The sequence below is a fragment of the Nitrospirota bacterium genome, from assembly GCA_035873375.1.
Lineage (GTDB): Bacteria > Nitrospirota > Thermodesulfovibrionia > Thermodesulfovibrionales > JdFR-85 > BMS3Bbin07.
Map to the genome: position 1 here is coordinate 1 of JAYWMQ010000006.1, position 26,752 is coordinate 26,752.

27 protein-coding genes, 1 tRNA gene and 1 other RNA gene are annotated in these 26,752 nt (G+C 46.1%); 12 read left to right on the top strand and 17 right to left on the bottom strand.

Going from position 1 to position 26,752, the window contains the following annotated elements:
• Positions 1 to 715: 715 nt before the first annotated feature.
• From VST71_01245 to ssrS, 12 genes are all read right to left on the bottom strand, one after another.
• The gene (locus VST71_01245) at positions 716 to 1,234 is read right to left on the bottom strand and encodes a transcription termination/antitermination NusG family protein (GenBank protein ID MEC4684344.1); all 519 of its coding nucleotides are present in this window, start codon (positions 1,232 to 1,234) and stop codon (positions 716 to 718) included.
• A 63-nt stretch (positions 1,235 to 1,297) separates the two neighbouring features.
• On the bottom strand, positions 1,298 to 2,410 hold the full coding sequence (locus VST71_01250; protein MEC4684345.1) for a cysteine desulfurase family protein: 1,113 nt from the start codon (positions 2,408 to 2,410) through the stop codon (positions 1,298 to 1,300).
• Positions 2,407 to 3,276: an RNase adapter RapZ gene (rapZ, locus tag VST71_01255; protein MEC4684346.1), complete on the bottom strand. Its 870-nt coding sequence runs from the start codon at positions 3,274 to 3,276 to the stop codon at positions 2,407 to 2,409. Before rapZ ends, VST71_01250 begins: the two co-directional genes overlap by 4 nt.
• Complete coding sequence (raiA, locus tag VST71_01260) at positions 3,263 to 3,784, bottom strand: ribosome-associated translation inhibitor RaiA (GenBank protein ID MEC4684347.1); 522 nt, start codon at positions 3,782 to 3,784, stop codon at positions 3,263 to 3,265. The genes rapZ and raiA overlap by 14 nt, the downstream gene beginning before the upstream one ends.
• A gap of 37 nt (positions 3,785 to 3,821) precedes the next feature.
• Entirely contained in the window at positions 3,822 to 5,276 is a 1,455-nt protein-coding gene (rpoN, locus tag VST71_01265) for an RNA polymerase factor sigma-54 (protein ID MEC4684348.1), read from the bottom strand.
• Positions 5,276 to 6,001 (bottom strand): LPS export ABC transporter ATP-binding protein, encoded by a 726-nt coding sequence (gene lptB / locus VST71_01270; GenBank protein MEC4684349.1) that lies wholly within the window; start codon positions 5,999 to 6,001, stop codon positions 5,276 to 5,278. Before lptB ends, rpoN begins: the two co-directional genes overlap by 1 nt.
• On the bottom strand, positions 5,991 to 6,521 hold the full coding sequence (gene lptA, locus VST71_01275) for a lipopolysaccharide transport periplasmic protein LptA (GenBank protein MEC4684350.1): 531 nt from the start codon (positions 6,519 to 6,521) through the stop codon (positions 5,991 to 5,993). The genes lptB and lptA overlap by 11 nt, the downstream gene beginning before the upstream one ends.
• Positions 6,499 to 7,011 (bottom strand): LPS export ABC transporter periplasmic protein LptC, encoded by a 513-nt coding sequence (gene lptC / locus VST71_01280; protein MEC4684351.1) that lies wholly within the window; start codon positions 7,009 to 7,011, stop codon positions 6,499 to 6,501. The genes lptA and lptC overlap by 23 nt, the downstream gene beginning before the upstream one ends.
• A 137-nt stretch (positions 7,012 to 7,148) precedes the next feature.
• Entirely contained in the window at positions 7,149 to 7,931 is a 783-nt protein-coding gene (locus tag VST71_01285) for a TIGR00282 family metallophosphoesterase (protein ID MEC4684352.1), read from the bottom strand.
• 60 nt (positions 7,932 to 7,991) lie between these two features.
• Positions 7,992 to 9,554, bottom strand: a complete 1,563-nt coding sequence (gene rny, locus VST71_01290) for a ribonuclease Y (GenBank protein ID MEC4684353.1) — start codon at positions 9,552 to 9,554, stop codon at positions 7,992 to 7,994.
• Complete coding sequence (locus tag VST71_01295) at positions 9,551 to 10,825, bottom strand: replication-associated recombination protein A (protein ID MEC4684354.1); 1,275 nt, start codon at positions 10,823 to 10,825, stop codon at positions 9,551 to 9,553. Before VST71_01295 ends, rny begins: the two co-directional genes overlap by 4 nt.
• A 408-nt stretch (positions 10,826 to 11,233) precedes the next feature.
• Positions 11,234 to 11,421: non-coding RNA, 6S RNA (ssrS, locus tag VST71_01300), on the bottom strand.
• 148 nt (positions 11,422 to 11,569) lie between these two features.
• Between ssrS and VST71_01305 the strand changes: the two genes are divergently transcribed.
• From VST71_01305 to VST71_01350, 10 genes are read left to right on the top strand one after another with little or no spacing between them, the layout of a single operon-like run.
• Positions 11,570 to 12,166 (top strand): molybdenum cofactor guanylyltransferase, encoded by a 597-nt coding sequence (locus VST71_01305; GenBank protein ID MEC4684355.1) that lies wholly within the window; start codon positions 11,570 to 11,572, stop codon positions 12,164 to 12,166.
• A complete protein-coding gene (locus VST71_01310; protein ID MEC4684356.1) occupies positions 12,154 to 12,393 on the top strand; it encodes a twin-arginine translocase TatA/TatE family subunit in 240 nt (79 codons plus the stop codon). Before VST71_01305 ends, VST71_01310 begins: the two co-directional genes overlap by 13 nt.
• A complete protein-coding gene (alr, locus tag VST71_01315) occupies positions 12,393 to 13,499 on the top strand; it encodes an alanine racemase (protein MEC4684357.1) in 1,107 nt (368 codons plus the stop codon). Before VST71_01310 ends, alr begins: the two co-directional genes overlap by 1 nt.
• Before the next feature lie 52 nt (positions 13,500 to 13,551).
• The gene (locus VST71_01320; GenBank protein MEC4684358.1) at positions 13,552 to 14,322 is read left to right on the top strand and encodes an ABC transporter permease; all 771 of its coding nucleotides are present in this window, start codon (positions 13,552 to 13,554) and stop codon (positions 14,320 to 14,322) included.
• A 27-nt stretch (positions 14,323 to 14,349) separates the two neighbouring features.
• A complete protein-coding gene (locus VST71_01325; GenBank protein MEC4684359.1) occupies positions 14,350 to 15,108 on the top strand; it encodes an ABC transporter ATP-binding protein in 759 nt (252 codons plus the stop codon).
• Entirely contained in the window at positions 15,105 to 16,601 is a 1,497-nt protein-coding gene (locus VST71_01330) for an MlaD family protein (GenBank protein ID MEC4684360.1), read from the top strand. Before VST71_01325 ends, VST71_01330 begins: the two co-directional genes overlap by 4 nt.
• A gap of 57 nt (positions 16,602 to 16,658) precedes the next feature.
• Positions 16,659 to 17,054: a PA2779 family protein gene (locus VST71_01335; GenBank protein MEC4684361.1), complete on the top strand. Its 396-nt coding sequence runs from the start codon at positions 16,659 to 16,661 to the stop codon at positions 17,052 to 17,054.
• Positions 17,044 to 17,571 (top strand): C39 family peptidase, encoded by a 528-nt coding sequence (locus tag VST71_01340; protein MEC4684362.1) that lies wholly within the window; start codon positions 17,044 to 17,046, stop codon positions 17,569 to 17,571. The genes VST71_01335 and VST71_01340 overlap by 11 nt, the downstream gene beginning before the upstream one ends.
• Positions 17,572 to 17,576: 5 nt before the next feature.
• Positions 17,577 to 18,011: a tetratricopeptide repeat protein gene (locus tag VST71_01345; protein MEC4684363.1), complete on the top strand. Its 435-nt coding sequence runs from the start codon at positions 17,577 to 17,579 to the stop codon at positions 18,009 to 18,011.
• Positions 18,008 to 18,526: a cob(I)yrinic acid a,c-diamide adenosyltransferase gene (locus tag VST71_01350; protein ID MEC4684364.1), complete on the top strand. Its 519-nt coding sequence runs from the start codon at positions 18,008 to 18,010 to the stop codon at positions 18,524 to 18,526. The genes VST71_01345 and VST71_01350 overlap by 4 nt, the downstream gene beginning before the upstream one ends.
• 93 nt (positions 18,527 to 18,619) lie before the next feature.
• Here the strand turns inward: VST71_01350 and scpB are convergent, their stop codons facing one another.
• Positions 18,620 to 19,144 (bottom strand): SMC-Scp complex subunit ScpB, encoded by a 525-nt coding sequence (gene scpB, locus VST71_01355; protein MEC4684365.1) that lies wholly within the window; start codon positions 19,142 to 19,144, stop codon positions 18,620 to 18,622.
• A gap of 438 nt (positions 19,145 to 19,582) precedes the next feature.
• On the opposite strand from scpB, the gene VST71_01360 reads away from it, so the two are divergent.
• Positions 19,583 to 20,677 carry an inositol-3-phosphate synthase gene (locus VST71_01360; protein ID MEC4684366.1) on the top strand — a complete coding sequence of 365 codons (1,095 nt, stop codon included), beginning with the start codon at positions 19,583 to 19,585 and terminating at the stop codon, positions 20,675 to 20,677.
• Positions 20,643 to 21,992, top strand: coding sequence for a sugar phosphate nucleotidyltransferase (locus VST71_01365; GenBank protein MEC4684367.1), 1,350 nt, complete (start codon positions 20,643 to 20,645; stop codon positions 21,990 to 21,992). The genes VST71_01360 and VST71_01365 overlap by 35 nt, the downstream gene beginning before the upstream one ends.
• A gap of 13 nt (positions 21,993 to 22,005) precedes the next feature.
• On the opposite strand, the gene VST71_01370 is transcribed toward VST71_01365, so the two are convergent.
• The 4 genes from VST71_01370 to VST71_01385 all read right to left on the bottom strand — a co-directional run bounded on the left by VST71_01370 (position 22,006) and on the right by VST71_01385 (position 26,476).
• Positions 22,006 to 22,082, bottom strand: a tRNA-Arg gene (locus VST71_01370).
• Between the two features lie 155 nt (positions 22,083 to 22,237).
• Positions 22,238 to 23,083, bottom strand: a complete 846-nt coding sequence (gene nadC / locus VST71_01375; protein MEC4684368.1) for a carboxylating nicotinate-nucleotide diphosphorylase — start codon at positions 23,081 to 23,083, stop codon at positions 22,238 to 22,240.
• A gap of 71 nt (positions 23,084 to 23,154) precedes the next feature.
• The gene (locus VST71_01380) at positions 23,155 to 23,637 is read right to left on the bottom strand and encodes a hypothetical protein (protein ID MEC4684369.1); all 483 of its coding nucleotides are present in this window, start codon (positions 23,635 to 23,637) and stop codon (positions 23,155 to 23,157) included.
• On the bottom strand, positions 23,630 to 26,476 hold the full coding sequence (locus VST71_01385; protein ID MEC4684370.1) for a valine--tRNA ligase: 2,847 nt from the start codon (positions 26,474 to 26,476) through the stop codon (positions 23,630 to 23,632). Before VST71_01385 ends, VST71_01380 begins: the two co-directional genes overlap by 8 nt.
• Positions 26,477 to 26,752 lie beyond the last annotated feature (276 nt).

Here is a 26,752-nt window from a genome sequence, read left to right on the forward strand (position 1 = left end):
CGTATATGCCCCTTCCAGTATTCCTCTTTCTCTCCCTCTCTTGACCCTTTCTTTGCCATGACTCGCCTCCTTATTTTTGATTGGCTTATCATGGCATCTCTTACCTCTTCCTGGGAAGATGGGCTTTATTTGACGCTTACTCTGCACAGGCAGGTAAAACTCGTTTTAGTGCTCCTAATTTTGTGCAAGTAAAGTATGTCGGTATTCTTTGTTAAAGAACGATTCCCCGAACGCTTTCGGGGAATGACGGGAAAAAAACGACAACTGTTCAAGTTCTGGGCCTTTTTAAAGCATTAAAAGAATAGGTTCCGGCTAAAGAACTGCCGGAATGACAGATAGGAGATAGATTCCGGCTAAAGAACTGCCGGAATGACAGACAGGAGATAGATTCCGGCTAAAGAACTGCCGGAATGACAGACAGGAGATAGGTTCCGGCTAAAGAACTGCCGGAATGACAGATGGGAGATAGATTCCGGCTAAAGGATTGCCGGAATGACAGATGGGAGATAGGTTCCGGATAAAAAACTGCTGGAATGACAGATGGGAGATAGGTTTCGGCTAAAGGATTGCCGGAATGACAGATGGGAGATAGGTTCCGGCTAAAGAACTGCCGGAATGACAGATGGGAACACCGGGATGACGGATGGGGAAATTGAGTTTATACACGGACTCTGATTATGAGGGGACAAATAAAAGATGTTGTGATGGGGATATGCTATTTAGATGCAAGCGATACGGATTGCTTCTCTATTTCCAGACGGCAGGAGACCTCTCTGAGCAATATAAGCACCCTGTCCTTTGGCCGTTCGCATAAAAAGACACCTTCAAAGCCGGTCATGGGGCCGTCTGTTATTATAAGCCTGTCTCCTGGTTTGAGTTCCTTGGCTGACAGGTCAATGAACCCGTCCTTCATCCTTGCGTGGATAGAGTCGATTATTGTCTTATCCACCATATAGGGTGACCCTGACCTGCTTCCGATGACATAACGGACACCCCTTGTGTACTTGATGAGGCGATAGTCTCTTTCAGGGTCGAATCTGGCAAAAACATAGCAGGGAAAGAGTTTCTCTACAATCATCTTCAGCCGTCCCTTATAGAAACGTTTTTTCCTTACAGCAGGATTCAGGACATCAAAGTTGGCTGTTTGGAGGTATTTTGCAACAAGGTCCTCTTGTGAGGGTTTTGTGTAGATAACGTACCAGTTTGTGGGTTCATGAATATCGGATGTACTCATATGTTATACCCTATTTTATATTATTTCCCCACTAAATTCAAAGAAAAAAAGAAAAGAACCATATTATTTCCTGACGGCCCTGGCAATCAGCTCCGATGCCCTTAAAACCTCATCTTCCGTGGTATCCTTGCCCGTACTTATCCTGACGGCTGATATGGCTTCGGAAGGGCTCAGACCCATTGCGAGCAGGACATCTGAGGGGGTACAGGTGCCTGAATGGCACGCAGACCCTGCTGATATGGCAACCGTATCATTAAGGGAGTTTACAAGGTCTGTTCCAACGATACCCTTTATTGAGATATTAAGTGTGTTCGGCAGTCTCAGGGCTGTCTCACCATTAAGTTTTATGTCCGGTATCAAATCATGGAGCTTCCGGTAGAGCATGCCGGTAACCCTCTCTGTATGTTCGACCCGCTGGGACAAGTCTCTCTTTGCAATCTCCGATGCCTTGCCGAATCCGGCAATTGCGGGAATATTCTCTGTCCCGGGCCTCAGTCCTTTCTCATGTCCCGCTCCATACGTTACTGGGTTCAGCCTTGTGCCCTTCCTGAGATAGAGTGCCCCAATGCCTTTCGGGCCGTAGAACTTATGGGATACAATGGTTGCCATATTGCAGCCGAGTTCCCCGACGTCCAGGGGTGTTTTTCCGGCAGACTGGGCAGCATCCGTATGAAAGACTATACCCCTCTCTTTCAGTATTGCAGCAATCTCTTTAATCGGCTGAATGACGCCTGTTTCATTATTTGAGTGCATTATCGTTACAAGAATGGTATCAGGCCGTATTTCCTTCAAAATATCTTCGGGTCTTACTGCCCCGTTATGGTCCGTACCAACGAGTGTAATTGCGTATCCCTGTTTTTCGAGATACTTGAGGGGGTTTGTGACAGAGGGATGCTCTATACGTGAGGAGATAATGTGTCCCTTTCCAAAGGATTGTACAAAACCGATTAAGGCGAGATTATTTGATTCCGTGCCGCCGGAGGTAAATATTATCTCTTCCGCTCTTGCTCCAATGAGCTCTGCTACGGCTTTTCTTGCACCTTCAACAAGCTCGTGAGCCTCTTTGCCGGCTATATGAGAGCTTGAGGGGTTGCCATAGACATTCAGGGCATCACAGACGGCATCCCGTACCTCCATGTCAACTGGAGTTGTGGCATTATGGTCGAGGTAAATCATAGCTCTCTGTGTATCACCTTTATCTTGAGGTCAAATGTTGAAGAGAGGTATTGAGACAGTTCCTCTGCAATTACCGGAGACCTGTGCTGTCCGCCGGTACAGCCAACGCCGATGGTCAGGGATGAGCGGCCCTCTTTAAGATACTCGGTAACCAGGAAATTGATGAGGTCTTTGAGTTTATCAAGGAGTTTATTAGTGACAGGATTGTCCATAACGTACTTTTTTACCGGCTGATCAAGGCCGTTGAGCTCTCTCAATTCAGCAATAAAGTAAGGATTCGGCAGAAACCTTATGTCAAACAGGATGTCCACTTCCTGTGGTATTCCGAATTTGTACCCAAAAGAGATGATGTTAATACCCATAGAGGGCGTTTGGTCTCCACCAAATGCCTCCATAATAAATGACCTTAGCTGGTGGGGGGTGTATGATGATGTATCGATAACCCTGTTTGCAAGTTTTCTCAGGTATGAGAGATATTCTGCCTCTAATTTCAGGGCATTCCGAATGTCTCCGCCTGAGGTTTCAGCCAGTGGGTGAGGCCGCCTTGTCTCTTTAAAGCGCCTTAAAAGAATAGATATTTCAGCTTCAAGGAAGACAACCTCTGCATCATAATCTTCCCTGAGAGAGTTAATGGCCTCTTCAATACCGTCAACAAAACTCCTCTCCCTGACGTCAACACTTATTGCCACTTTTTTGATATTTTTTTCCGACGTGGAGAGATTAATAAAGTTTTTAAGCAATTGTGGCGGAAAATTATCTATACAGAAAAAGCCGACATCTTCAAGGGCCCTCAGGGCTACTGTTTTACCGGCACCTGAGAGCCCTGTAATAACGACTACTCTGATGGGTGCTTCATGCTGGTTCAATTAATCCGAAATCTCCATCTTTCATTCTGTAAAGTACATTGACATTGCCACTATCTGCGCTGGTAAATACAAAGAAATCATTGCCAAGGAGTTCCATCTGCATGGCAGCCTCTTCAGGAGTCATTGGTTTTGTGGCAATTTTTTTTCTCTGTATTATCCTGATTTCCGGATATGTGTCTGTTTCCTCAGCCGGGGGGGCTGGTTGTGCACGGTTTTCCTTGCGCTGGGTGATCTGTTTTTCCTTGTACTTCTTTGTCTGACGCTCCAGTTTCTCAACCACTTCATCAATAGAGGAGTATATTTCACCTGTTACTCCTTCTGCCTGTATCATGATTCCGTTGGCTTTAAGCAGTACCTCTGCCTTGTGTCTGTACTTCTCGACTGAGAGAGTTACGACAGCCTCTGTTATGGAAGAAAGGTATTTTTCAAATTTTCTTACTTTGCTTTCTGCATAATCTCTGAGGGCTGGGGTGATATCGAGATGACGGCCGTTGATGATAATGTTCATGTTAACCTCCTTATTTTTCGTTTTCCGGTCTTCGGTCTTAAAACTCCACCCTTTTTCTCCTGGAATTTGGCGGAATCCTGAGTTCTTCCCTGTATTTTGCTACGGTCCTTCTGGCTATGGTTATGTTCTGTTGATTCAGAAAATCAGCTATCTTCTGGTCGCTGAAGGGTTTTTGGGGATTCTCTTCAGAGATTATCTTCTTTATCTGTTCCTTTACCAGGGTGGACGAGATATCCTCGTTGTTACCCTGAAGTGAGCTGCTGAAGAAGAATCTGAAACTGAAAATTCCGTGGGGACAGGCCAGATATTTGCTGGATGTAACCCTACTGACGGTGCTTTCGTGCATGCTGATATCTGTGGCTACATCCCTTAAATTGAGCGGTTTGATATAGCGTGGACCATAATCAAAGAACTTCTCCTGGAAGTGGAGGATGCTCTTTGTCACCTTGTAGATGGTCTTGTTCCTCTGGTCAAGACTCTTTATAAGCCATAGGGCGGAACGGAGTTTTTCCTCGAGGAACTGCTTTTCCTCCTTTGTCAGGGAAGCCTTGTTCATCAGGAGCTTTCTGTATTGATTGTTCAGCCTGATTCTCGGAAGTCCCTCATCGTTGAGGATAATCTGGTATTCACCGTCTGTCTTCTCAATATATACATCCGGGATTACATAGTTTGTCTCATGGGACGAAAAATTTCTTGCGGGTTTCGGGTCGAGTTCTTCAATGATTTTTACAGCTATCATTATGTCTTCATAGGTTGCACCATACTGCTTTGCAATAGCTTTATACTTCTTTTTCTCAAGCTCCACAAGGTTGTTCTGCACTATCTTCTCAACCAGGGTGCCGGCAAGGCCAAGCATCTTTATCTGGATCAGCAGGCATTCCCTGAGATTTCTTGCGCCTATCCCCGGCGGGTCCAGTTCCTGAACAAGTCCAATTGCCTCTCTCACCTGCTCTACCGGGACTTTGCAGACTTCTGCCAGATCTTCATCCGACATTCTCAGGTACCCGTTGTCATCAATATTGCCGATAATTGCCTCTGCGATAATCTGAAGCAATTCATCACTTGTATTAAGGCGGAGTTGCCAGTTGAGATGTTCGTAGAGGTTTGGGGAAGAAGATACAAACTGTTCAAATGATGTCGGAGTATCCGTTCCAGGTGTAAAATATCCGAGGTCTCTTCCGTCACTGCTTCTTTCATCAAAATAATCATCTGCCCTGAAGGTCATGAGGTTTTCAAGGGGCGACAGCACGTCTTCTTCAGGTGTTGATTCCGGGAGTTCAGCCTCCTCGTTTTTTTGTTCTTCCTGTGTCTGTTCTTCCTGTATTTGCTCTTCCTGGAGCTCCTCAAGGAACGGGTTTTCGGTGAGTTCCTGATTCAGGGCCTGCGTTAGTTCCAGCTGTGGCAGTTGCAGGAGTTTGATGGCCTGCTGAAGCTGAGGTGTCAGGACGAGTTTTTGCGATAATTTTATTTCAAGTCTGGTTTCAAGTGCCATTATAAGGTAAACTCCTCTCCAAGATAGGCAGACCTTACCTCAGGGTTATTGATTAGTTTCTCTGGTTCACCTTCATCCAGTACAGCTCCGTCACTGATAATATATGCCCTGTCGGTTATGGACAGGGTGTCTCTGACGTTATGGTCGGTCAGGAGTATGCCTATCCCCTTATCTTTAAGATACCTCAATGTGTTTTTTAATTCAAGTATGGCTATAGGGTCAATGCCTGCAAAGGGTTCATCAAAGAGAATAAAAGTCGGTTTTGTGGCAAGGGTGCGTGCAATCTCGGTCCTTCTCCTCTCACCTCCCGAGAGGTGTATACCCTTCCTCTCGGAGAAGTCCTTCAGTTGAAACTCTTCAAGAAGTTTTAACAGTTCTTCCTCTATCTCTGTCTTGTTGTATCCCTTTATCTCAAGGATGGCCCGAATGTTGTCTCTTACTGTAAGGCGTCTGAAGATAGAGGGTTCCTGGGGAAGATAGCTGATTCCCATTCTTGCACGTTGATACATGGGAAGACTGCTTATATCCGTTTCATCAAGAAATATCTCTCCGCTGTCAGCCTTCACCATACCGACTATCATGTAAAAGGTGGTTGTCTTTCCTGCCCCGTTGGGACCGAGCAGGCCGACTATCTCCCCGGTCTTTACAGAGATATCAAGGCCTTTTACAGCGGCTTTTCCCTTGTAAGCCTTTTTCAATCCTTTGGATAATAGTTTATGGGCCATTTTGTTTTTTTATTATTACGCGGCTGTTTTCAACTTCTGAGCGGTCACTTGCAATATAATAAACCATCCTGTCCCCTGAGATTGTACTGTTACCCTCTGTGGCAACAGGGTTTCCGGTAAAGACGATCTTTTGCAGCTCTCTGTAATAGATGGCCTCGCCTGATGTTATCTCGCGTGCATCCTTAATAAGCTTCACGTTTCCCCTTGCCTCTATCTTTCCGACATCGCCGGCTTCTGAATAAAAGACCTTCATCCAGTCGGCATAAAGGGTTATCTTTCCCTGGCGTGCTACCACGCTGCCTTCAAACACCGCAGTATGTGCCCTGTTATCGGCTATAAGCTTCTCAGCTGTTATCTCAACCGGTTCTTCAGCTGATATCACGGCAGTCCCGAGAGACGAATCAGTTGAGGCCGGAACGCCCTTTCCGTCATGGGGTTTCTGCGCTCCTGCCATGCCTGCTGTAACAAACAGAAAGACAAAGAACACCAACAGAGTCTTAATAAAAGACTGCCCTGACATCTCCGGTAACCTCCATCACCTGCGAATCCTTTATTCTTCCGCTTCTACCCGAAAGTATGTAATTCTTACCTTTAATCACCAGTCCCTTTGAAGTAGTAAGAATGTCCTCTGACGGAAGATAGAGTAATTCCGGTGATTTAAAGGTAAATCCCTTTCCTTTGCCGTTAACCATACCAGCCAGTCTGAGCCGGCCGTTAGCAATATCATAAAAACCCTGTTTTGAATGGAGTCTTACATCTCCCTTGAAATAAAATATATTGACATCCTTTAATTCAGATTCGGTTTCATCCCGGGAAAACAGGGCCTCTTTAATCTCTGCGCGCCAGTCGGGCTTCTCTTTTTTATAATACACTACCTCGACACCTTTCATAACGGATTTCCCAGGCCCCCTGGTATAGGATGGTTTTTTATCCCCCATAGCCATCCAGACCAGGATTATTAAAAGGGTTGATGTTGCCAGCAGAAGAGATATTGTATGGTATTTTTTCATCTTAAAAAGCATTCTTCCATGTAGAATTATACCATTAGCGGTTGTAATTCAGCAAATATTATGCCAGTGGCAGAAGCAGGCCTGACGCTTTAAACCTCAAAGCATTTTTTAGGGTAACAGGGGCGGTTGTTTTCTTCTCAGTCGCCGGTCTTTAACTGTAATCGTTGTATGGAGGTTGAACGGCCGGTTTTTTCGTCAATCTCCACTATTACCCCGCAGAGTATCCCAATCCCTTTTGCGGTCTCAAATTTTTTTGGCATCTGTGTTAGAAACTTATCAATAATCTGATTTTTATCCACACCTATGACTGAATTTAACGGGCCGGTCATTCCCACGTCTGTAATGTAGGCGGTTCCGTTTGGAAGTATCTGCTCGTCAGCAGTCTGCACATGCGTGTGCGTGCCCAGAACAGCCGAAACATGTCCATCCATATAAAAGCCAAAGGCTATCTTTTCAGATGTGGCCTCAGCATGGAAATCCACAATAATTATATCCGTCTCTTCCTTTAACCGTTTAATCTCTGCAGCAGCAGTCCTGAAGGGACAGTCCATGATGTTCATGAAGACGCGGCCCGAGACATTCATGATTCCCACTTTCCTGCCGTTTAGATTGTAGATAATACTCCCGGAGCCAGGCACCCCGGGTGGATAATTGACCGGTCTTAGAATCCGGTCCTCCTTTACAAGGAGGGCAACGGCCTCTTTTTTATCCCAGATATGGTTGCCTGAGGTCATGATATGGATACCGTAATTGAACAGCTCGGTTGCAACCTTTTCCGTTATGCCGAACCCCCCGGCTGCGTTCTCACAGTTGGCAATCGTCAGGTCTATCTTGAAGCGGCTGATAAGTGTTGGAAGAAAGGCTGTTACCGCCTTTCTTCCAACCTTGCCCACAATGTCACCTATAAGCAGAACTCTCACAATAAATAAGTATCCTGTCGCATGCCAACAAGCCGCAATTTCCAGTTCACAACAGTGTATCTACTTTGCATAATCAACAAACCTTGTCTCCCTTATGACCATTATCTTAATCTGCCCCGGATAGGAGAGTTCCGCCTGTATCTTCTTTGCAATCTCCCTTGATATAAGCGATGACATTTCATCGGATACATCTTCCGGCTTAACAATAATCCTGATCTCCCTGCCCGCCTGTATTGCATAGCATTTCTCTACGCCATCATATGAGGTGGCTATCTCCTCAAGTCTTTTGAGGCGCTTGATATAGTTCTCAATACTCTCCCTTCTCACTCCGGGCCTTGCTGCAGACAGCGCATCAGCGGCTGCCACGAGGGCTGACTCAACGCATATAGGGTCAATATCACCGTGGTGACATGCTATGGCATTCAGTACGCGCTCATCTTCACCGTATTTGCGGGCTATGTTCATCCCTATCTCATGGTGGGGACCTTCAACTTCATGGTCTACAGCCTTGCCTATATCGTGAAGCAGACCCGCCCGCTTGGCAAGCTTTATATCAACTCCAAGCTCACCGGCCATGAGACCTGAAAGGTATGCCACCTCCCTTGAGTGCTGGAGCACGTTCTGTCCATAGGAAGTCCTGTACCTGAGCCTCCCGAGAAGTCTTATGATATCGGGATGGATTCCGCTTAGACCGAGGTCAAAGACTGCCTTTTCTCCTTCTTCCCTTATGGTGGTCTCAACCTCTTTTCTTGCCTTTTCCACCACCTCTTCTATCCTTGCAGGATGGATCCTGCCGTCAGCTATCAGGCGTTCGAGGGATATCCTGGCAACTTCTCTCCTTACGGGGTCAAATGAGGAGAGGGTTACGACTTCAGGCGTGTCATCCACTATCAGGTCCACACCCGTAGCGGCCTCAAGGGCCCGGATGTTCCTTCCTTCACGGCCTATTATGCGTCCCTTCATCTCGTCTCCGGGCAGGGTTACCGCAGTGATTGTTGCATCAGAGACGTAATCACTTGCGTACCGCTGGATTGCAAGGCTGATCACCTCTGCTGCCTTTTTCTCAGCAGTGTCACGGGTCTCGTCCTCTATCCTCTTTATGAGTTTTGCAGCTTCAAACCTTGATTCTTCCTCAACGCGCCTGAGGAGCTCTGCCCTGGCCTGTTCTTCAGTTAATGCCGAGATTTCCTCAAGGACCGAGGTCTGTTCCTTTATCAGGTTTGAAAGCCTGTTTTCCTTGTCCCTGATAGTCCTCTCTCTCGAGTAAAAATCCTTTTCCCTTTTTGTAAGGTCACTTTCTCTCTTTTCCATCTGTTCAAGTTTGCGTTCCAGATGCTCCTCTTTGTTTCTCAGCCGCCTTTCGAGTTGGTTAAGCTCCTTACGTCTTTCCTTCAGTTCCTTTTCAGCCTCTGATTTGGCAATATAGACGATATCTTTTGCCTCTAAAGATGCCTCTTTCTTAATCTGTTCGGCCTCTTTTCTGGCCTCATCCAGTATCTTCCGTGCCTCACTATCCAGGGTTTGTCTCTTTTTCTCTGCGCCTGTCTTGTAAATAAAGAAAAATATCAGCGACAGTACAGCACCGAATACAAGTCCTGTCAGAATGGAGATGGATATATTCATTTTTGGTTGGACCTCCTTTTTTTCATTGTAGTTTTGATGTTCTGCTCGTAACCTTCGTCAGAGGGTTCGTAAAACGTTTGTTCATGCTCCAGGTACTCCTGTTGAATATAATGACCGTTATAATTATGGGGATACTTGTAATCAGCGCCTCTTCCCAACTTTTCAGCCCCCTTGTAATGACTGTCCCTCAGATGATCCGGTACGTTCTGCAGGGGCTCATTAACAACGGTATGGGTGGCCTTATCAATAGCCATGTATGATGCGTTGCTCTTTGGTGCAGTAGCTACATAAATGGCTGCCTGGGCAAGGATAATCCTGCCCTCGGGCATTCCGATCTTCTCAAGGGCCTGCATTGCCGATACTGCCACATTCAAGGCCATCGGGTCTGCATTTCCCACATCTTCCGAGGCACAGATAACGATTCTCCGGGCAATGAACATGGGGTCCTCACCTGAGGCAATCATCCTGGCAAGCCAGTATACTGCGGCATCGGGGTCGGAACCCCGCATACTCTTGATAAAAGCGGAAATAATGTCGTAATGCAGGTCTTCATCATAGTAAAGGCTCTTTTGCTGGAGGGAGTTTTTCAGCCCTTCAACCGCAATGGTGACCTTGCTTGAGGAGGGGGTGCAGGCAGTGAGAAAGGATAATTCGAGCATATTAAGTGCCTTTCTGGCATCCCCTGAGCAGCGGACGGCAATGTAATTCATTGCCCTCTCATCCATTTCAACCCTGTATTTGCCAAATCCCTTTTCAGAGGCAAGTGCATGCCTGATCAGTAGTTTTATATCCTCAGGTGCGAGGGGTTTAAACTCAAATATGGTTGATCTTGAGGCAAGGGCAGGTACAAGGGCGAAAAACGGATTCTGGGTGGATGCCCCTATAAGGGTTATCTCCCCTGATTCTACGTGTGGAAGGAGTGCGTCCTGCTGGAGGCGGTTAAACCTGTGAATCTCATCAATAAAGAGTATGGTCCTGCCGGAGCCTGAGTAGGCGATGGCATTGCGGATATCCTTAACCCCGGCAGTGACGGCATTAAGGGAGACGAAACGCGCCTCTGTCTTTTTAGCAATAATCCTTGCTATGGCGGTCTTGCCGGTTCCCGGAGGCCCGTAGAGAATCAGGGATACTATCCTGTCTTCCTCAATTAACCTTCTCAACGGACCACCTGTACCAAGCAAGTCTTCCTGGCCCACAAACTCCTGCAGTGATGCTGGCATCATACGCCACGCAAGTGGTTTATTTCGCTGTTCTGTTACAAAAAGTTCCATTTTTAGTTACCCCTCTCCGCTTACAGTGTGCAGTAGTCAATAATGTTCGGGCCTGACGTTGTACAGGCCGTTTGCTGATACTGGTCACAGATACAGAGATACAGACGCTTTTCGATTATTATGGGGATAATACTTTCGGAGGGTCAGGAGGTTTGCTTTATATGCACAAGTTCCAATAAGGCAGTACTCTGACAGGATGATCTGGTGTTGACTCTATATTCACTATATCGAGAACAGATTACCCCGAGTACCGGGATCAGAAAACCTCTATATTTATCTATCTTGCCTCCAAAAGTATTAAATACCATAATTATTATTGCATTGATTGTTATACGAAAATGAGAGAATAAGTGAGAAATAAGGAGTTTTCGTATAATAGCTTCACGTATTTTCCTGTAATCCATTATTAATAACCCACCCTGCGGTGTAGATGAAAAATTAGATCCCCTTAAATAAGGTGGGTGCCCTGAAGGGTGTTTAGGCTCCCCCGGCACAAATGACGGGGTATGCACACCACATCCCTTACCTCGGCTCCCTAAAGATCTAATTTGCGGGATCAACATTTCCATCCTAAATCACCAGCAGGGCAGGTATAATCAGCCCTTATTAATTTATAACAGAAAACGCCCTCCTGTGGCAAGGTTAATCTTGCGGATTGAGGGTTTGTCTATATAATAATGTCATAATACTGGTTGTTTTTTCTATAATATGCAGTATCTTTTGCAAAGTCAGGACCATGAATAAATGACCGACATAACAGGTGTTATACTTGCCGGTGGTGACAACAGGAGATTTCCCGTAAACAAGGGATTGCTCAGGGTGGGGGAGGAACGTATAATTGACAGGACGCTGCGACTCTTCAGAGAGATATTCGTAGAGGTGATTATCAGTACGAATACCCCTGAATATTACTTTTTTTCAGGAGAAAGGATGATCGGTGATCTCTTTCCCTCAAGAGGACCCATGGGGGGGATTTTCTCAGCTCTTGTTAATTCAAGGACTGACAGGATATTTGTGGCTGCCTGTGATATGCCGTTCCTGAATCCCTCCCTGATAAGATATCTCTCAGGTATTTCCACGAATGCCGACATGGTTGTCTGCTCATTCAGGGAAGGCCTTCACCCCCTCCTGGGTTTGTATGGCAAAGGCATCTTGTCGCCCCTTGAAACCCATCTGAGAGAAGGGGCGATCGGGCTTCAAAGGTTTATAAGAGACCTCAATGCCCATATAGTTGAAGAGGAAGAGATTAAAAAAATAGACCCTGAAGGTGTCAGTTTTGTTAATATAAATACAATCGGGGATTTTAATAAATTTATAGGAGGAAAGATATGTTTGGGTTAGGGATGCAGGAGCTGATAATTGTATTGATTATTGTAGTCATCCTTTTCGGGGCATCAAGGTTGCCCGAATTAGGCAAGGGGATTGGACAGGCGATAAAGAATTTCAAGAAGGCAACAAACGAGCCTGACGAGATAGACGTAACACCTAAAAAACCTGTAGAGGAGTCGTCGGAAAAGACTACGGCAGAAAAGAAGACGGAAAAAGAAGATCAGAAACAGAATGCCTGATGACGAATATGCATAGAGGGCCTGTAGTAGAGATTAATCTTGATAATTTGTCGTATAATCTTGACCTGATTAAGGAGAGGGTTATTGACAGACCCATCTTTCCGGTGGTAAAGGCAGATGCCTATGGGCATGGGGCAGTAGAAATATCAAGAAGATTGATCCATTGTGGAATAAACACCCTTGCAGTTGCATATATCTCCGAGGCAGTTGAATTGCGTAAAGCAGGTATAAACAATCCGGTTATTGTGCTCTTTGACCCCGAGATATCTGAAGATATAATAAAATACGGACTCATCCCTGTTATTAACAGTATGGAGTCTGCAGCAGGGCTTTCAGCCCTTGCCGTCAAACAGAAGAGGGAAATAGAGGTGCATGTAAATGTGGACACAGGTATGGGGAGGTTGGGGGTCAACTCCGGGGATGTCAAGCGTGAGTTGACAGGAATTGCCTCTTTGGAGGGAATAAGGGTAACCGGTCTGATGAGTCATTTCTCCGATGCTGACCTTGCTGACAGGACCCTTGCAGAGAGTCAGATCAAGAGGTTTTCAGAGATCAGGGCCTACCTTCAGGAGAAAGGTATTAAGCCGGTCTGCCATATTGCAAATAGTGCTGCAATTATGACATTACCGGAGTCATACCTTGATGCTGTCAGGCCTGGCCTACTGCTCTATGGCTGTAATCCTTACTCTTCTGTTAAAGTAAGGCCTCTTATGAGCATAAAGACACGGTTGCTTGCCGTAAGAAAGATAAAAAAAGGCATGTCCGTAAGTTACGGGAGGACTTTTATTACCATGAGGGACAGCCTTGTGGGTGTACTGCCGATGGGTTATGCAGACGGTTTTATCAGGGCATCCTCTAATAATGCCGAGGTTATTGTAAGGGGAAAGAGGGCGCCTGTTATTGGAAGGGTCTGTATGGACCTTACGATGGTTGATCTGACGGATGTTGAAGGTGTAAAAGAGTCTGATGAGGTAGTCATAGTAGGCTCCCAGGGTGAGGAATTTATCTCTGTGGAGGAACTTGCCTCAAAGGCAGGCACCATTGCCTATGAGGTATTTACTTCTTTTGGCTTAAGGAACCGGAGAGTATACGTGGGGAACAATTAGCAGTGTGCACACTACTTAATCTTTACTCCCTGTTCGGCCGGGAGAAATGAAAATGAATCCAGTAGAGATACTTGGAAGAATGTTAATCGGGTTTGCCCGTGAACTCGGCAGTGTGCTGATCCTGCTTTCTGTCGCCCTTAAACAGCTTATTATCCCACCTTACGAGATAAGAAATACCTTTAAACAGATGCATGAGATCGGTATAAGGTCATTGCCTGTGGTCTTTATAACGGCTGTTTTTACAGGTATGGTCCTGTCGCTGCAGACATATACGGGGTTTAAGCGTTTTGGGGCAGAAACACTGGTCGGTACAGTGGTTGCCCTATCCATGACAAGGGAACTCGGCCCTGTGCTTACTGGACTGATTGTTGCTGGCAGGGCAGGTGCTGCCATGGCTGCTGAACTTGGCACCATGAGGGTTACCGAGCAGATAGATGCCCTTGAAACCCTTGCCACAAATCCCGTGAAGTACCTTATTGTCCCGAGGTTCATCTCAGGGGCATTAATGCTTCCGGCCCTTGCAATTGTTACTGATATTGTGGGAATTATAGGTGGGTTTGTTATTAGTGTCGGACTCTTTGGCGCAAACTCTGTTTCATACTGGAACAGGACGTGGGACTACCTGGAGTTGGACGATATTTACAGCGGGCTTATAAAGGCCGCTTTTTTTGGCGCCTCTATTTCACTTATCAGCTGTTATAAGGGTTTTTATACTGAAGGTGGGGCAGAGGGGGTGGGTAAGGCAACAACAGGTGCTGTTGTTTTGTCCTCCATGACGATACTTATTTCTGATTATTTTCTCTCTGCCTGGCTGTTCAGGTGAAGAAGTTTGGAACAATGATTTAAAGTAATGATAAAGATTGAAGACCTGTATAAGTCTTTTGGTGAAAAAAAAGTCCTGAGAGGTGTAAACCTCGAAGTGGAGCCGGGCGAAAGCATGGTTGTCATCGGGGGCAGCGGGTCTGGTAAAAGTGTTCTCATAAAGCATATAATTGGTCTGTTAAAACCTGATAGAGGCCGTGTCATTATAAAAGGAGTGGACATCTCCTTACTCAAGGAGAGGGAACTCTATGAGGTGAGAAGAACTTTCGGGATGCTCTTTCAGGGTGCAGCCCTGTTTGATTCCCTTACCGTGTGGGAGAATGTTGCCTTTACCCTGCTGAGACATGGAAAGATATCTGAAGAGGAGGCAAGGAGCATTGCATCTGCAAAATTAAGGCTTGTGGGCCTTTCGGGTGTCGAGGATCTTATCCCATCGGAACTCTCGGGCGGGATGCGTAAGAGGGTAGGGCTGGCAAGGGCTATTGCTCATGAACCGGAGATCATACTTTACGATGAACCAACAACAGGCCTGGACCCTATAATGGCAGATGCAATAAATGACCTCATAATTGAGCTCAGAGAGAGGCTTCACGTGACCTCGGTTGCAATAACTCATGACATGAAGAGTGCATATAAAATAGCAGACCGTATAGCCATGCTTTATGAAGGAAAAATAATAGAGGTTGGCTCGCCTGAAGAGATTAAAAACACCTCTAATCCTGTTGTAAGGCAATTCATCACGGGTAGTGCCGTTGGACCAATCAAGATCGAGGGAGTTACCAGGTGAGAGGTTTTAGCACAGAGCTGAAAGTAGGAATCTTTGCCCTTATCGTCCTGGCAGTGCTTTCTTATATGACCTTCAAGGTGAGTGGCAAGGAGTGGCTGCGTAAAGAGGGCTACACCGTGTATGTTTATTTCTCGAATATTTCAGGCCTTGACGAGAAGACAAAGATAAAGGTAGCAGGGGTTGATGCCGGTGTAATAGAGAAGGTAGTCCTTGAAAGAAACAGGGTAAAGCTGAGGCTCAGGATTTACCCTGAGATAAGACTTTACAGGGATGCCGTGGCCTCCATCAAGACATCAGGTCTTTTAGGTGATAAGTATCTCGAGATAAGGCCGGGTACGGAGCAGATAGAGCTCAAGGAAGGCGAGATAATTCAGAGAGTACATGAGCCGGTGGATATTGATGATATGATCTACAAGCTTGCAGGTATTTCCGATAGTTTTCAGACCCTCACAGATAACATAAACGATGTGTTTGGCACTGAAGAGACCAAAGAGGCATTGAAGAAGACTGCTGCTAACCTTGCAGAATTAACGGGAAATCTTAATACTGCAATAACCTCAAATGACCGGCGGTTAAAGAAAACCCTTGAGGGAATTAATACACTGACTGCTTCTGTTAATAAATTGGTTGAAGACAATAGCAGTGAAATTACAGATACGGTAAGCAATTTTAAGGATTTTAGCGCAAAGGCACCGGAGATGGTTGAAGAGCTGAAGGACGCTGCAAAAGAGTTAAAAGCCCTCCTGAAAGAGAACAGGCCGAAGATAGCAAGCTTGATGGAGAAGACGGATAAGACGATGTCATCGGTTCAAAAGGTTGCAGAGAAGATCGAAAAAGGTGAGGGTACAATCGGGAAGCTCGTTACAGACGAGAGACTCTATGAATCTGTAACCAAGGCGGCCAGTGGTATCGAAAATACCATTGCCAGGATAGAGAGGTTCAGGACCTTTATCACCTTTCGGGGAGAATATCTGACGAAGACCGGCGACGGGAAGGGCTATTTTGATTTGACACTCAAGCCCCGGCCTGATAAATACTATATTCTTGGGGTTGTGGATGACCCCCTGGGAAGTGTTACCACAACAAAGACTGTTACCTCTGTAAACGGTGTAACCACTGTTGAGGAGGAAGAGGTGATCGAGAGAAAGATAGAGTTTACCGCACAGTTTGCAAAGCGCTTTAAGGACTCGGTCTTAAGGATCGGTCTTAAGGAAAACACAGTCGGTCTCGGAGCCGACCAATTCTTTATGAATGACCGGTTAAAGGTTTCGGCGGATATATGGGATTTTGATAATGAAGAAGAGGGTGCCGGACGACCCCATTTAAAGTTCTCCATGGATTACTATTTCTTCAGGAACCTCTTTGTTAGTGGTGGAGTGGACAATCTTTTGAATTCACATTGGCGGGGTGTCTATTTTGGTGGTGGAATAAAATTCGAGGATGAGGATTTCAAATATCTCTTTGGCTCACTGCCGAGCGTATCAGTAAGGTAAGGGCTGTTTGTTAAATGTAACTTAATTACTATTATAATGGAAAGGAGGTGAAGAGTTTTGAGAATACCCTTATTCAGGCAGGTTGGTCTCTATCTGATTTTTTCCATGCTTCTGTTTGCTGTTGTTCCGAGGGTTGATGGTGCAATGCTCGGTTCTGAATTCCTCGGCTTATCTCAGTCTGAAAGGCAGGTTGACATCCGGAAGCTCCAGAGGTTTCTTGAATCCGAGGTTGTGAGCAAAAGACTTCTGGCCCTTGGTTTTACAACAGGTGAGGTTGCTGACAGGCTTGGTTCTCTGTCAGATGAGGATCTCAATCAGTTTGCACAGAGGATTGATCAGTTAAGGGTGGCAGGTGACAGCGGACTTGGTATTATAATCAGCCTTCTTGTGATAGCTATTTTAGTGGTTTTACTCCTCCAGCTAACAGGTCGCAGGGTTGTTATTGTCAAATAAGACAGTTTTTTTAATTATTCTTGTAATACTTCTTGGTGGTTGCGCAGGTCTTGAAACTCAGGGAAAGAAGGGGCGGGGGGATGTGATACTCTCCGTCCCCTTCTTTCTCCAGGATGCCTATCAGTGCGGGCCTGTATCACTTGCTGAGGTGTTTAATTTCTGGGGTTCTGAGGTGGACCCCCAGGAAATTGCCAGGGATATTTTTAAAGCCCGTCTTAATGGTACCCTCAGTATGGATATGCTTCTTTATCCACGCAGGGCAGGTTTCAGTGCCGCGACCTATAAGGGTGGGGTGGAAGATATCCGTGACAAGATACAAAAGGGTTATCCATTGATTGTACTTGTGGACTTTGGTTTCTATGTTATAGAGAAAAACCACTTTATGGTTATAGTAGGGTACAACAATGACGGCATATTTGCCCATTCAGGAAAAGAGAAGGAGAAGTTCTTTACTTACAGTGAACTGCAGAGGATATGGGGAAAAACAGACTACTGGACATTACTCATAAAACCTTAGAGGTTTTGTTAATCTTCCTGTTTACTATTTCTCTTTTCTCCTGCAGTCTGCCCAGGATAGTTGTGATTGATGACCCCCTTACACCTGAAGAACACATCAACCTCGGTGTTATTTATGAAAAAAAGGGCCAGTATGACGAGGCGATAAGCGAATACAGGAAGGCTTCAAAAACTTTACCTGTAGCATATTTATATATGGGCAATGCCTCTTTTCTTAAAGGGGATTTAGAGGGGGCCGAGAAGTTTTACAGGAAGGCCATTCATGAGGAGCCAGCAAATGCCGATGCAATGAATAATCTGGCGTGGCTTTATTATAAATTGGGTAAGAACCTTGATGAGGCTGAAGCACTTGTAGAGAGGGCGATAGAGATACGACCTGAGAGGTCTGATACATACAGGGACACTCTTATGAAGATTGAGGAAGTCAGGAGGGCAAGATGACAAAGGGGCTTATCCATATATATACTGGTGAGGGCAAGGGAAAAACGACTGTCTCCGTGGGCCTTGCTGTCAGGGCAAAAAGCAGGGGGTGGCGAGTATTGTTTGCCCAGTTTATGAAACCCGACTATACGGGTGGAGAGCTTGACCTTCTGCAAAAACTCTCTATTGAGATAAGGAGATTCACTGACATTAAGCCACCATCTTTCTACCCGGAGATAGACAGGACTGAACTGAAGAAACACTCTTTTGAGGCCCTGCGGGAGATTCAGCATAGTGCACAGGACTTTGACCTCGTCATTATCGATGAATTCAATAACCTTGTTGGCGCCGGCATACTTTCAGAAAGGGAAGCCGTTGATTTTATGAAGAGCTTTTGTGAAAGCACAGAGCTTGTCCTTACAGGGCGCGGCGCAACGGATGGGATGATTGGTATAGCTGATTATGTCACGTACATGAAGGCAATAAAACACCCCCTCAGCAAAGGACAGGCCGCAAGGAAGGGAATAGAGTATTGATGACGTAAGAAAAGAAAAGCGCAGAGAGCCTGGCGCATGGCGTTAAAGACAAAGCAAAGGTTCCGTGTCCTACACGCTATGCCCTTTGTGCTTTTACAACTCGTCAGGGTTCAGATCCCGCATAGTCGGCAATTCCGAGAGGTCCTTGAGACCGAAATGCTGAAGGAACTCCCTGGAGGTCCCGTAAATGAGGGGCCGGCCCGGTACTTCTTTCTTGCCCACAATCCTGATAAACCGTCTTTCGAGCAGACTCTTTATTACACCGTCGGAATTGACCCCCCTGAGTTGCTCAAGCTCTGCCTTTGTAATGGGCTGTCTGTAAGCCACAATGGAAAGGGTTTCAAGGGCTGCTATCGAGAGTTTCTGCGGTGTTGTGGCCTTAAGCTTTTTGATCCAGTGTGAATATTCAGGGTTTGATACCATCTGGTACCCCTCTGCAACTTCAACCAGGAGTATGCCACCTTTCCGGTTCCTGTATTCAGCCATAAGCTCATTTATCAAAAAGCTTATCTCTCCTGTAGAAAACTCCGTTATCTTCTGCAGGTCTTTCAGGTTCACAGGTGCTCCCGAAATAAAGAGTATCGACTCTAAAAGTGCCCTTTTCTGTTCCTTTTCCATAGGTTTCTTATCCTCTGTTATTTTTGAGGCTGATAACGTGCATTTATTCTATCATAAAGGCGTTCATTTTGAGTCATCCATGCTGGTATATCCCTTGTAACCGGGAGACAGAAAAGCCCTTAATTCATAGGGGTATCCACTGTTTTTGGATGCCATGCACTTCTTGTTTTTTTCCGACTGATGATGCTATATTGATTACAGCTCTTGTATGTTATCCTGATAAGTTTTACGCCCGGCGGTTTTTTGCTGCAGGGTATCGGGAATTCAGTAACATATCTGTTGATAATCCTCTTGAGAGTTCATCCTTAATAAGTAACAGTGCTTCCGGGGGTTGGGGGCAAAGCCCGGATGGTTTCGGTTTTATCCCGCTTCAGTATCTGAAAGGGGGAGTTATAGGAATTATCAAGTCGGCAATACTGCTTCATCAGGAGGTATAGTATGAGAAGGATAAAGATTGCCATTATTGGTGTGGGAAACTGTGCCAGCTCCCTGATGCAGGGTATTTATTATTACAGGAACAAGACAGTGGAGGATGTGGCTGGTCTTATGCACTGGGATATCGGTGGTTACAATCCCGGAGACATCGAGGTTGTTGCTGCAATTGATATTGACAGGAGAAAGGTTGGCAGAGATGTAAGCGAGGCAATCTTTGCACCCCCTAACTGTACCACTGTATTTCAGAAGGAGATCCCCGCGGCCGGGGTAAAGGTAGTCATGGGGAAGGTGCTTGATGGTGTTGCACAGCACATGAAGGAGTATTCCGAGGATGAAACCTTTCTGATTGCAGATATGCCGGAGGCTGATATTGTGAAGGTGTTGAGGAAGAGTGGAGCCGAGATTGCCTTAAACTATCTCCCTGTGGGTTCGGAGGAGGCTGCCAAATATTACGCTGAGAGCTGTCTTGAGGCCGGTGTGGCCTTTATTAACTGTATGCCTGTTTTTATCGTCTCTGACAGTAAATGGGCTGACAGGTTCAGTCAGAAAGGTATCCCGGCAGCAGGGGATGATATAAAGGCCCAGATCGGCGCTACAATAACCCACAGGACACTGGCAAAACTCTTTTCAGACAGGGGAGTGAGGCTTGAGCGGACATATCAGCTCAATACAGGTGGTAACACGGATTTCCTCAATATGCTGTCACGTGACAGGCTCAGGTCAAAAAAGGTATCAAAAACTGAGGCTGTTCAGTCAGTGCTTTCGGAGCCCCTTGATCCAAGAAACATCCATATAGGCCCTTCTGATTATATCCCCTGGCTCAAGGATAACAAGGTCTGTTTCCTCAGGATGGAAGGGAAGACTTTCGGTGATGTTCCGATGGAGTTGGAGCTGAGGTTGTCAGTGGAGGACTCTCCAAACTCTGCCGGTTGTGCAATTGATGCAATAAGATGCTGCAAGCTGGCGATAGAGAGAAAGACGGGCGGGCCTCTTACATCAATTTCAGCCTATACCATGAAACACCCACCACGGCAGTTTCCCGACAATACAGCAAGGAAGATGGTTGAAGAGTTTATCTCGGGTGAACGGGAGCGCTGAGATGAAGGCCCTGGTTATTGCCGCGGGTATGGGCAGCAGGCTCAGCACCATGACGAATAACCGTCCAAAACCCCTGGCCAGACTTCTTGGCCTATCACTTGTTGAACGCGTAATTCTTACTGCAAGAGATGCCTCTGTCAGGGAGTTTGTCGTGGTTGTCGGTTATCTCGGGGCGATGATAAAAGAGGAATTGGGAGATGGAAGCAGGTACGGCGTTGAGATTACATATATAGAAAATACAGAATGGCAGAGGGGGAATGCCCTGTCTGTCCTGAAGGCCCGGGAAGTATTGAAGGAGAGGTTCTTCCTGTTAATGTCGGATCACTTGTTTGAGCCTTCAGTCCTGCTGGAAGCAGGAAGTTTTCAACTGGATGACAAGGAAGTCCTGATGGTGGTTGACAGTGCTCCAAATGACTATATTGATATGGAAGATGCCACCAGGGTAATGGTAAGGGATGGCAGGGTTGTCAGTATCGGCAAGGGATTATCGGATTATAATGCTGTTGATTGCGGAATGTTTTCCTGCTCTGTTTCATTATTTGACGCCCTTCAGGAGGGTATAATGCATGGTGATGAGACGCTTTCAGGCGGCATGCAGAGACTTGCTGACAGGGGAATGCTCAAGGCATATGACCTTGACGGCAGGTTCTGGATTGATATTGATACTGAAGAGTCATTTAGAAAGGCGGAAGACCTGCTGTGCAGGAGTTTGATAAAACCAACAGACGGTTTTATATCAAGGTACCTGAACAGACCCATATCAATAAGGATTTCAAGGATTCTGGTGAAGACAGGGATAAAGCCGGATACAATATCACTCTCAGGTTTTACCATATCTCTCCTTGCAGCCCTGATGCTTTCTTTCGGCAATTACCTGCCCGTTCTTCTTGGTGGACTCCTGGTGCAGGTCTCTTCAATCCTTGACGGATGTGACGGTGAGGTGGCACGGTTAAAATTTCAGCAGTCGGATTACGGGGCGTGGTTTGATGCAGTACTGGACAGATACGCAGATGCCGCTGTAATCCTTGGTTTGACATATGGCTGGTGGAATTCACACGGTGGCGACTATCTTGTGTGGGTTACAGGTTACCTTGCGCTTACAGGGAGCCTTATGAACAGTTATACGGCTATCAAGTATGATGCGGTTGTTTTAAAGGAGCAGGAGGGTTCAAGCTGGAGATTTGGAAGAGATACAAGGTCGTTTCTGATTATGCTCGGTGCAGTATTAAATCAGTTGTTCGGTCTCCTGGTAATCCTTGCTGTCATTGCAAACTTTGTATCTGTCAGAAGATTGTATGTTTTGAGAAAGGGCTGAGATACCAGGAAGTTGGCGCGCCCAGGAGGATTTGAACCCCCAGCCTACGGATTCGTAGTCCGACGCTCTATCCAGTTGAGCTATGGGCGCATTGTTTTTGATTTCTTGAGATCATGAGACCACAGGGGACAAAAATGCATAAATATATAAGACTCTTTCAAAAAATACTCAATGTAGCTATTGATAATAGCAATTCTTCCGATCCATTGTCAATTTGTTTGGTTTGCTTCAGCAGCAGTCAGTATTTAGACTATTTTCATGCTTATATCAACTGATGGGGCAGAGTGGGTCAGGGCCCCTACAGAGATCAGGTCTACACCTGTAAGGGCAATTTCGCGGATGTTGTCAATGCTTACACCCCCCGATGCCTCAATAAGTGGCGATGGGTTGTTTTCATGAGCAATCCTTACGGCCTCTTTCATCAGCTCAACTGACATATTATCAAGCATGATGATATCTGCCCCTGCATGCAGTGCCTCTGTCAGTTCTTCAATGTTCTTTACCTCAACCTCTATCTTCATCAGGTGGTGGGCCTTCTTTCTGACACTTTTTACTGCATTTTTTATCCCGCCTGCTGCCATTATGTGGTTATCCTTGATGAGAATCCCGTCATAAAGACCAAAGCGGTGGTTATATCCAGCTCCTGTTCTGACAGCGTATTTCTCGAGGTATCTCATGTTTGGGGTTGTCTTTCTTGTATCCACAATGCGGGTTCCCGTATCATTGATGAGTTCTGCAAACCTGTTTGTCAGTGTGGCGATGCCGGAGAGTCTCTGCAGTATATTAAGTGCCAGTCTCTCCCCTGTCAGCAGTCCTGCAGTCGGGCCTTTCAACGTGGCTATAATCACTCCCTCTTTTACCGGGTTTCCATCTGACATGCTTTCTTTAAAGCTTATCCTCGAGTCTGTTATATTGAAGACCTCTTTGGCAAACCGCAGGCCCGAGAGGATAAAGTCCTCTTTTGCAAGGATAACGGCCTCTGAGACGTGATGGGTCGGGATAATAAATTCGGTTGTAAGGTCACCATGGCCTATATCCTCATTCAGGGCCTGAATGAGAAACTCCCTGACCGGGCTGTATACATTGTGCACTATATTTTCCCCTCTTTCGTTTTAACGGTGCCCTGTTGTCTCTGCGGCCGCGAGGTTCATTAAAACAAAGCTTATCTCTTTTTCAGGAGTGACAGAAATCCGATGAGCCCGCCTACAACTGCACCAAGCGAAAGGGTTGCCTTCCAGTCAAAAACAGTCTGTACATTGCCCTCTACATTGCCGGCGAGCAGGAAGATACTCCTTGTATTTTCTGCCTTGATATCCCGGGCTGCAATAACACAGGATGCACTCTGTTTCATCTCGGTATCTCCCCTCGATACAATCAGTGGTGCAAAGGATGATTCCACGGAGGTGTTGCCGCCGGAAGTGATAATGCTTATGCTCTGGTTAACCCTGACATCTCCACCCTTGATAAGACATGCCGCTCCCTGTGTTACCTCAACCCTTTCACCATCAATGCTGAGGGCCCCAACCTGCTGCAACTCCACATGTCCACCCTCTACAGACCTGACGGTGCTCTGTACAACATTTACAAATTCAGCATCTATAAGACTGAGGTCTTTTTTTTCAACATCCCTCTTTTTTTCACTCATTATCTTTCCCCCTGAGCTCTTCCAGTTTATTTATGCTCTCGATAATCCTCTCCTTCTTTTGCATAAATTCATTATACTTCATTTTTTCTTTCTCAACAACATTCTTTGGTGCCTTGCTTATAAAATCTTCATTGAGAAGTTTCCTGTCCAGAGACGAAATGGATTGCTCGACCTTTTGCAGATCCTTCCTGAGTCTTTTGATTTCCGCATCGACATTCAACAGCCCTTCGAGCGGGACATAAACCTCAAGGTGGTCCTTGACCGAAGTGGCTACTCCCTTTCCTTTTGTAACCTCTGTCCCGATGCTGAGTTCCCTCGTCCTTGCCAGTTTACTTATGTACAGGGAGTTTTCGGCAAGTATTTCCTCTGTTTCCTTATTGTAGGGCCTGATGAGTGCGAAGAGCTCAAGAGACGGTGCTATGTTTAATTCACCGCGAATCGTCCTTATTCCAGTGATAGCTTCCATGATATAGGACATCCGCTCTTCGGCCTCAATATCTCTCTCCCTGTAGTGGGGGAACGGACTTAGCATGATGGTCTCGCCCTTGTGGGGAATTGTCTGCCAGACTTCCTCTGTAACAAACGGCATAAAAGGATGCAGCAGCCTGAGAGAGCTTTCGAGGATATAAAGCAGGCATTTCAGTGTTGCCCTTCGGAGTGCGTCATTGTTTGTATTATTATAAATAACGGGTTTTGAGAGTTCTATGTACCAGTCACAGAATTCGTGCCAGATAAATTGGTAGATTGAAGTGGCAGCGTCGTTAAACCTGTATTCAGTCAGTGCAGTGTTAATGTCGTCTGAAGTCTTTGCGAGCCTGCTCAGTATCCATCTTCCCGGAGTATCAAGCTCTTTCTGCCATTTTTTATCGCTCGATGGCAACGCCTGTTCTCCAGCAATATTTGTATTTATAAACCTTGAGGCGTTCCAGAGCTTGTTAATGAAATTCTTGTATCCCTCAACCCTCTCCTCCGAGAATTTTATGTCCCTTCCCTGTGCGGCAAAGGCCGTAAGTGTGAACCTGAAGGCATCTGCCCCGTATTTATCAATCAATACGAGCGGATCAATTACATTACCCTTTGATTTACTCATCTTCTGTCCCTTCAGATCCCTGACGAGTGCATGAATATAAACATCTCTGAATGGTACGTCATCCATAAATTTCAGGCCCATCATTATCATCCTTGCAACCCAGAAGAATAGTATATCAAATCCTGTAATCAGCACATTCGTGGGGTAAAATGTCTCAAGATCATCTGTCTTCTCAGGCCAGCCGAGGGTGGAAAAAGGCCACAGGGCAGAGGAAAACCAGGTGTCCAGTACATCGGGGTCGCGGAGCAGTTCCTTGCTGCCGCAATACGGACATTCTCCAGGGTCCTGCCTTGAACATATCGGGGTCACGGATTTATCTATTTTAACGGTATTGGCGTTCTTCATGATATCTTCGGGAGCGAGGCCCCTCAGCCTTAATTCCGTATAGGTTCCGGCCTGAACACTGTCTCCGCCGATATTCAGAGGCTTGTGAAAGCTTATATAGATGAGGTCTCCATGATGTTGTCCTTCCTCTGTCCTGCAGTAAGGACAGTACCAGACGGGTATCTGATGGCCCCACCATATCTGTCTGGATATGCACCAGTCTCTTATATTCTCCATCCACGCGTAATAGCTGTTTGACCAGCCCTCGGGGATAATCTGAATCCTTTCGTCCCGTACAGCCTTTATTGCATCTTCGGCAAGTTCCTTGACATTTACATACCACTGTACTGTTGAGAAGGGTTCAATTATTGTCTTGCACCTGTAACAGTGTCCAACGGAGTAGACGTGTTTTTGTTCTTTCTCGATAAGGTCGAGTTCCTTTAAATCCTCAATCACCTTTCTTCTGCATTCATACCTGTCAAGTCCGGCATACTTTTTCCCCGCTGTATCCGTCATTGTTCCGTCTTCGGCAATAACCGTGATAAAGGGCAGATTGGGGGTCTGCCTTCTGGCCATTGCCTCGTCATTAAAGTCATGCGCAGGGGTGACCTTTACAGCGCCGGTGCCGAAGTTGGGGTCTACCATCTCATCTGCAATTATGGGAACCTCCCGCCTTGTCAGGGGGAGTTTGATTCTCTTGCCTATAAAGTCTTTATACCTGCTGTCCTCCGGGTGTACGGCCACGGCACTGTCTCCAAGCATGGTCTCAGGCCTTGTAGTGGCCACTACTATGTATCCACTGCCGTCAGTCAGGGGGTAACGTATGTATATGAGCTTTCCCTCAAGGTCTTCATGCTCCACCTCAAGGTCGGAAAGTGCTGTATGGCATCTTGGGCACCAGTTGATCAACCGGAGGTCCCTGTAAATCAGACCATCCTGGAAGAGTCTTACAAAGACCTCCCTGACAGCCTCTGAAAGCCCCTCGTCGAGTGTGAATCTCTGCCTTGACCAGTCACAGGAGGCCCCCAGACGCTTGAGCTGGCTGATTATTCTCTCCCCGTATTCCCCCTTCCACTCCCACACCTTCCGGATGAATTCCTTTCTGCCAAGGGTAAAACGGTCAATTCCCTCCTTTGCCAGCTCTCTCTCTACTACATTCTGTGTTGCGATACCTGCATGGTCGGTTCCCGGCAGCCACAATGCCCTGTAACCATGCATTCTTTTCCAGCGGATAAGTATATCCTGGAGGGTTGCGTTCAGGGCATGTCCCATATGTAAGGAGCCTGTGACATTCGGAGGGGGGATCACTATGCTGTATGCTTCTCCGTCCGGATTCACCTCTGGTCTGAAAAATCCCTTCTTTTCCCAGAGTTCATACCATTTCATCTCATCTTCGAACCTGTAGTTCTTCTCAAGTTCACTCATATTTAAAGCTCCTGTCACTGTTATTTCAATAGTAGATTTATTTCAGCATGATTGTGCTGTGCACTGCATTCTTTCTTGTCAGGAACGGCCTGATTTTTAACAACTCAAGGTTATCTCTGAATAAATCCTTATTACAGAAGATGCATTGGGTGGGGGAAATTATATATTTTTTTGTCCCTTACGTCAAGGGGGCGAGAAAAGAATTCAAAATTCAGATATTAAATCCAGCATTTAAGACATTCTTTATGATCTAAAATTTAAGGGTCAAGATAGCGT

What these genes read in the sequence shown, in the direction of transcription:
- VST71_01245 (MEC4684344.1), bottom strand. Translation starts at nt 1,234, where the DNA reads ATGAGTACATCCGATATTCATGAACCCACAAACTGGTACGTTATCTAC.
- VST71_01250 (MEC4684345.1), bottom strand. Translation starts at nt 2,410, where the DNA reads ATGATTTACCTCGACCATAATGCCACAACTCCAGTTGACATGGAGGTA.
- raiA (MEC4684347.1), bottom strand. Translation starts at nt 3,784, where the DNA reads ATGAACATTATCATCAACGGCCGTCATCTCGATATCACCCCAGCCCTC.
- rpoN (MEC4684348.1), bottom strand. Translation starts at nt 5,276, where the DNA reads ATGGCACTTGAAACCAGACTTGAAATAAAATTATCGCAAAAACTCGTC.
- lptB (MEC4684349.1), bottom strand. Translation starts at nt 6,001, where the DNA reads ATGGCCCATAAACTATTATCCAAAGGATTGAAAAAGGCTTACAAGGGA.
- lptA (MEC4684350.1), bottom strand. Translation starts at nt 6,521, where the DNA reads ATGTCAGGGCAGTCTTTTATTAAGACTCTGTTGGTGTTCTTTGTCTTT.
- lptC (MEC4684351.1), bottom strand. Translation starts at nt 7,011, where the DNA reads ATGAAAAAATACCATACAATATCTCTTCTGCTGGCAACATCAACCCTT.
- rny (MEC4684353.1), bottom strand. Translation starts at nt 9,554, where the DNA reads ATGAATATATCCATCTCCATTCTGACAGGACTTGTATTCGGTGCTGTA.
- VST71_01295 (MEC4684354.1), bottom strand. Translation starts at nt 10,825, where the DNA reads ATGGAACTTTTTGTAACAGAACAGCGAAATAAACCACTTGCGTGGCGT.
- VST71_01305 (MEC4684355.1), top strand. Translation starts at nt 11,570, where the DNA reads ATGACCGACATAACAGGTGTTATACTTGCCGGTGGTGACAACAGGAGA.
- VST71_01310 (MEC4684356.1), top strand. Translation starts at nt 12,154, where the DNA reads ATGTTTGGGTTAGGGATGCAGGAGCTGATAATTGTATTGATTATTGTA.
- alr (MEC4684357.1), top strand. Translation starts at nt 12,393, where the DNA reads ATGACGAATATGCATAGAGGGCCTGTAGTAGAGATTAATCTTGATAAT.
- VST71_01320 (MEC4684358.1), top strand. Translation starts at nt 13,552, where the DNA reads ATGAATCCAGTAGAGATACTTGGAAGAATGTTAATCGGGTTTGCCCGT.
- VST71_01325 (MEC4684359.1), top strand. Translation starts at nt 14,350, where the DNA reads ATGATAAAGATTGAAGACCTGTATAAGTCTTTTGGTGAAAAAAAAGTC.
- VST71_01350 (MEC4684364.1), top strand. Translation starts at nt 18,008, where the DNA reads ATGACAAAGGGGCTTATCCATATATATACTGGTGAGGGCAAGGGAAAA.
- scpB (MEC4684365.1), bottom strand. Translation starts at nt 19,144, where the DNA reads ATGGAAAAGGAACAGAAAAGGGCACTTTTAGAGTCGATACTCTTTATT.
- VST71_01360 (MEC4684366.1), top strand. Translation starts at nt 19,583, where the DNA reads ATGAGAAGGATAAAGATTGCCATTATTGGTGTGGGAAACTGTGCCAGC.
- VST71_01380 (MEC4684369.1), bottom strand. Translation starts at nt 23,637, where the DNA reads ATGAGTGAAAAAAAGAGGGATGTTGAAAAAAAAGACCTCAGTCTTATA.
- VST71_01385 (MEC4684370.1), bottom strand. Translation starts at nt 26,476, where the DNA reads ATGAGTGAACTTGAGAAGAACTACAGGTTCGAAGATGAGATGAAATGG.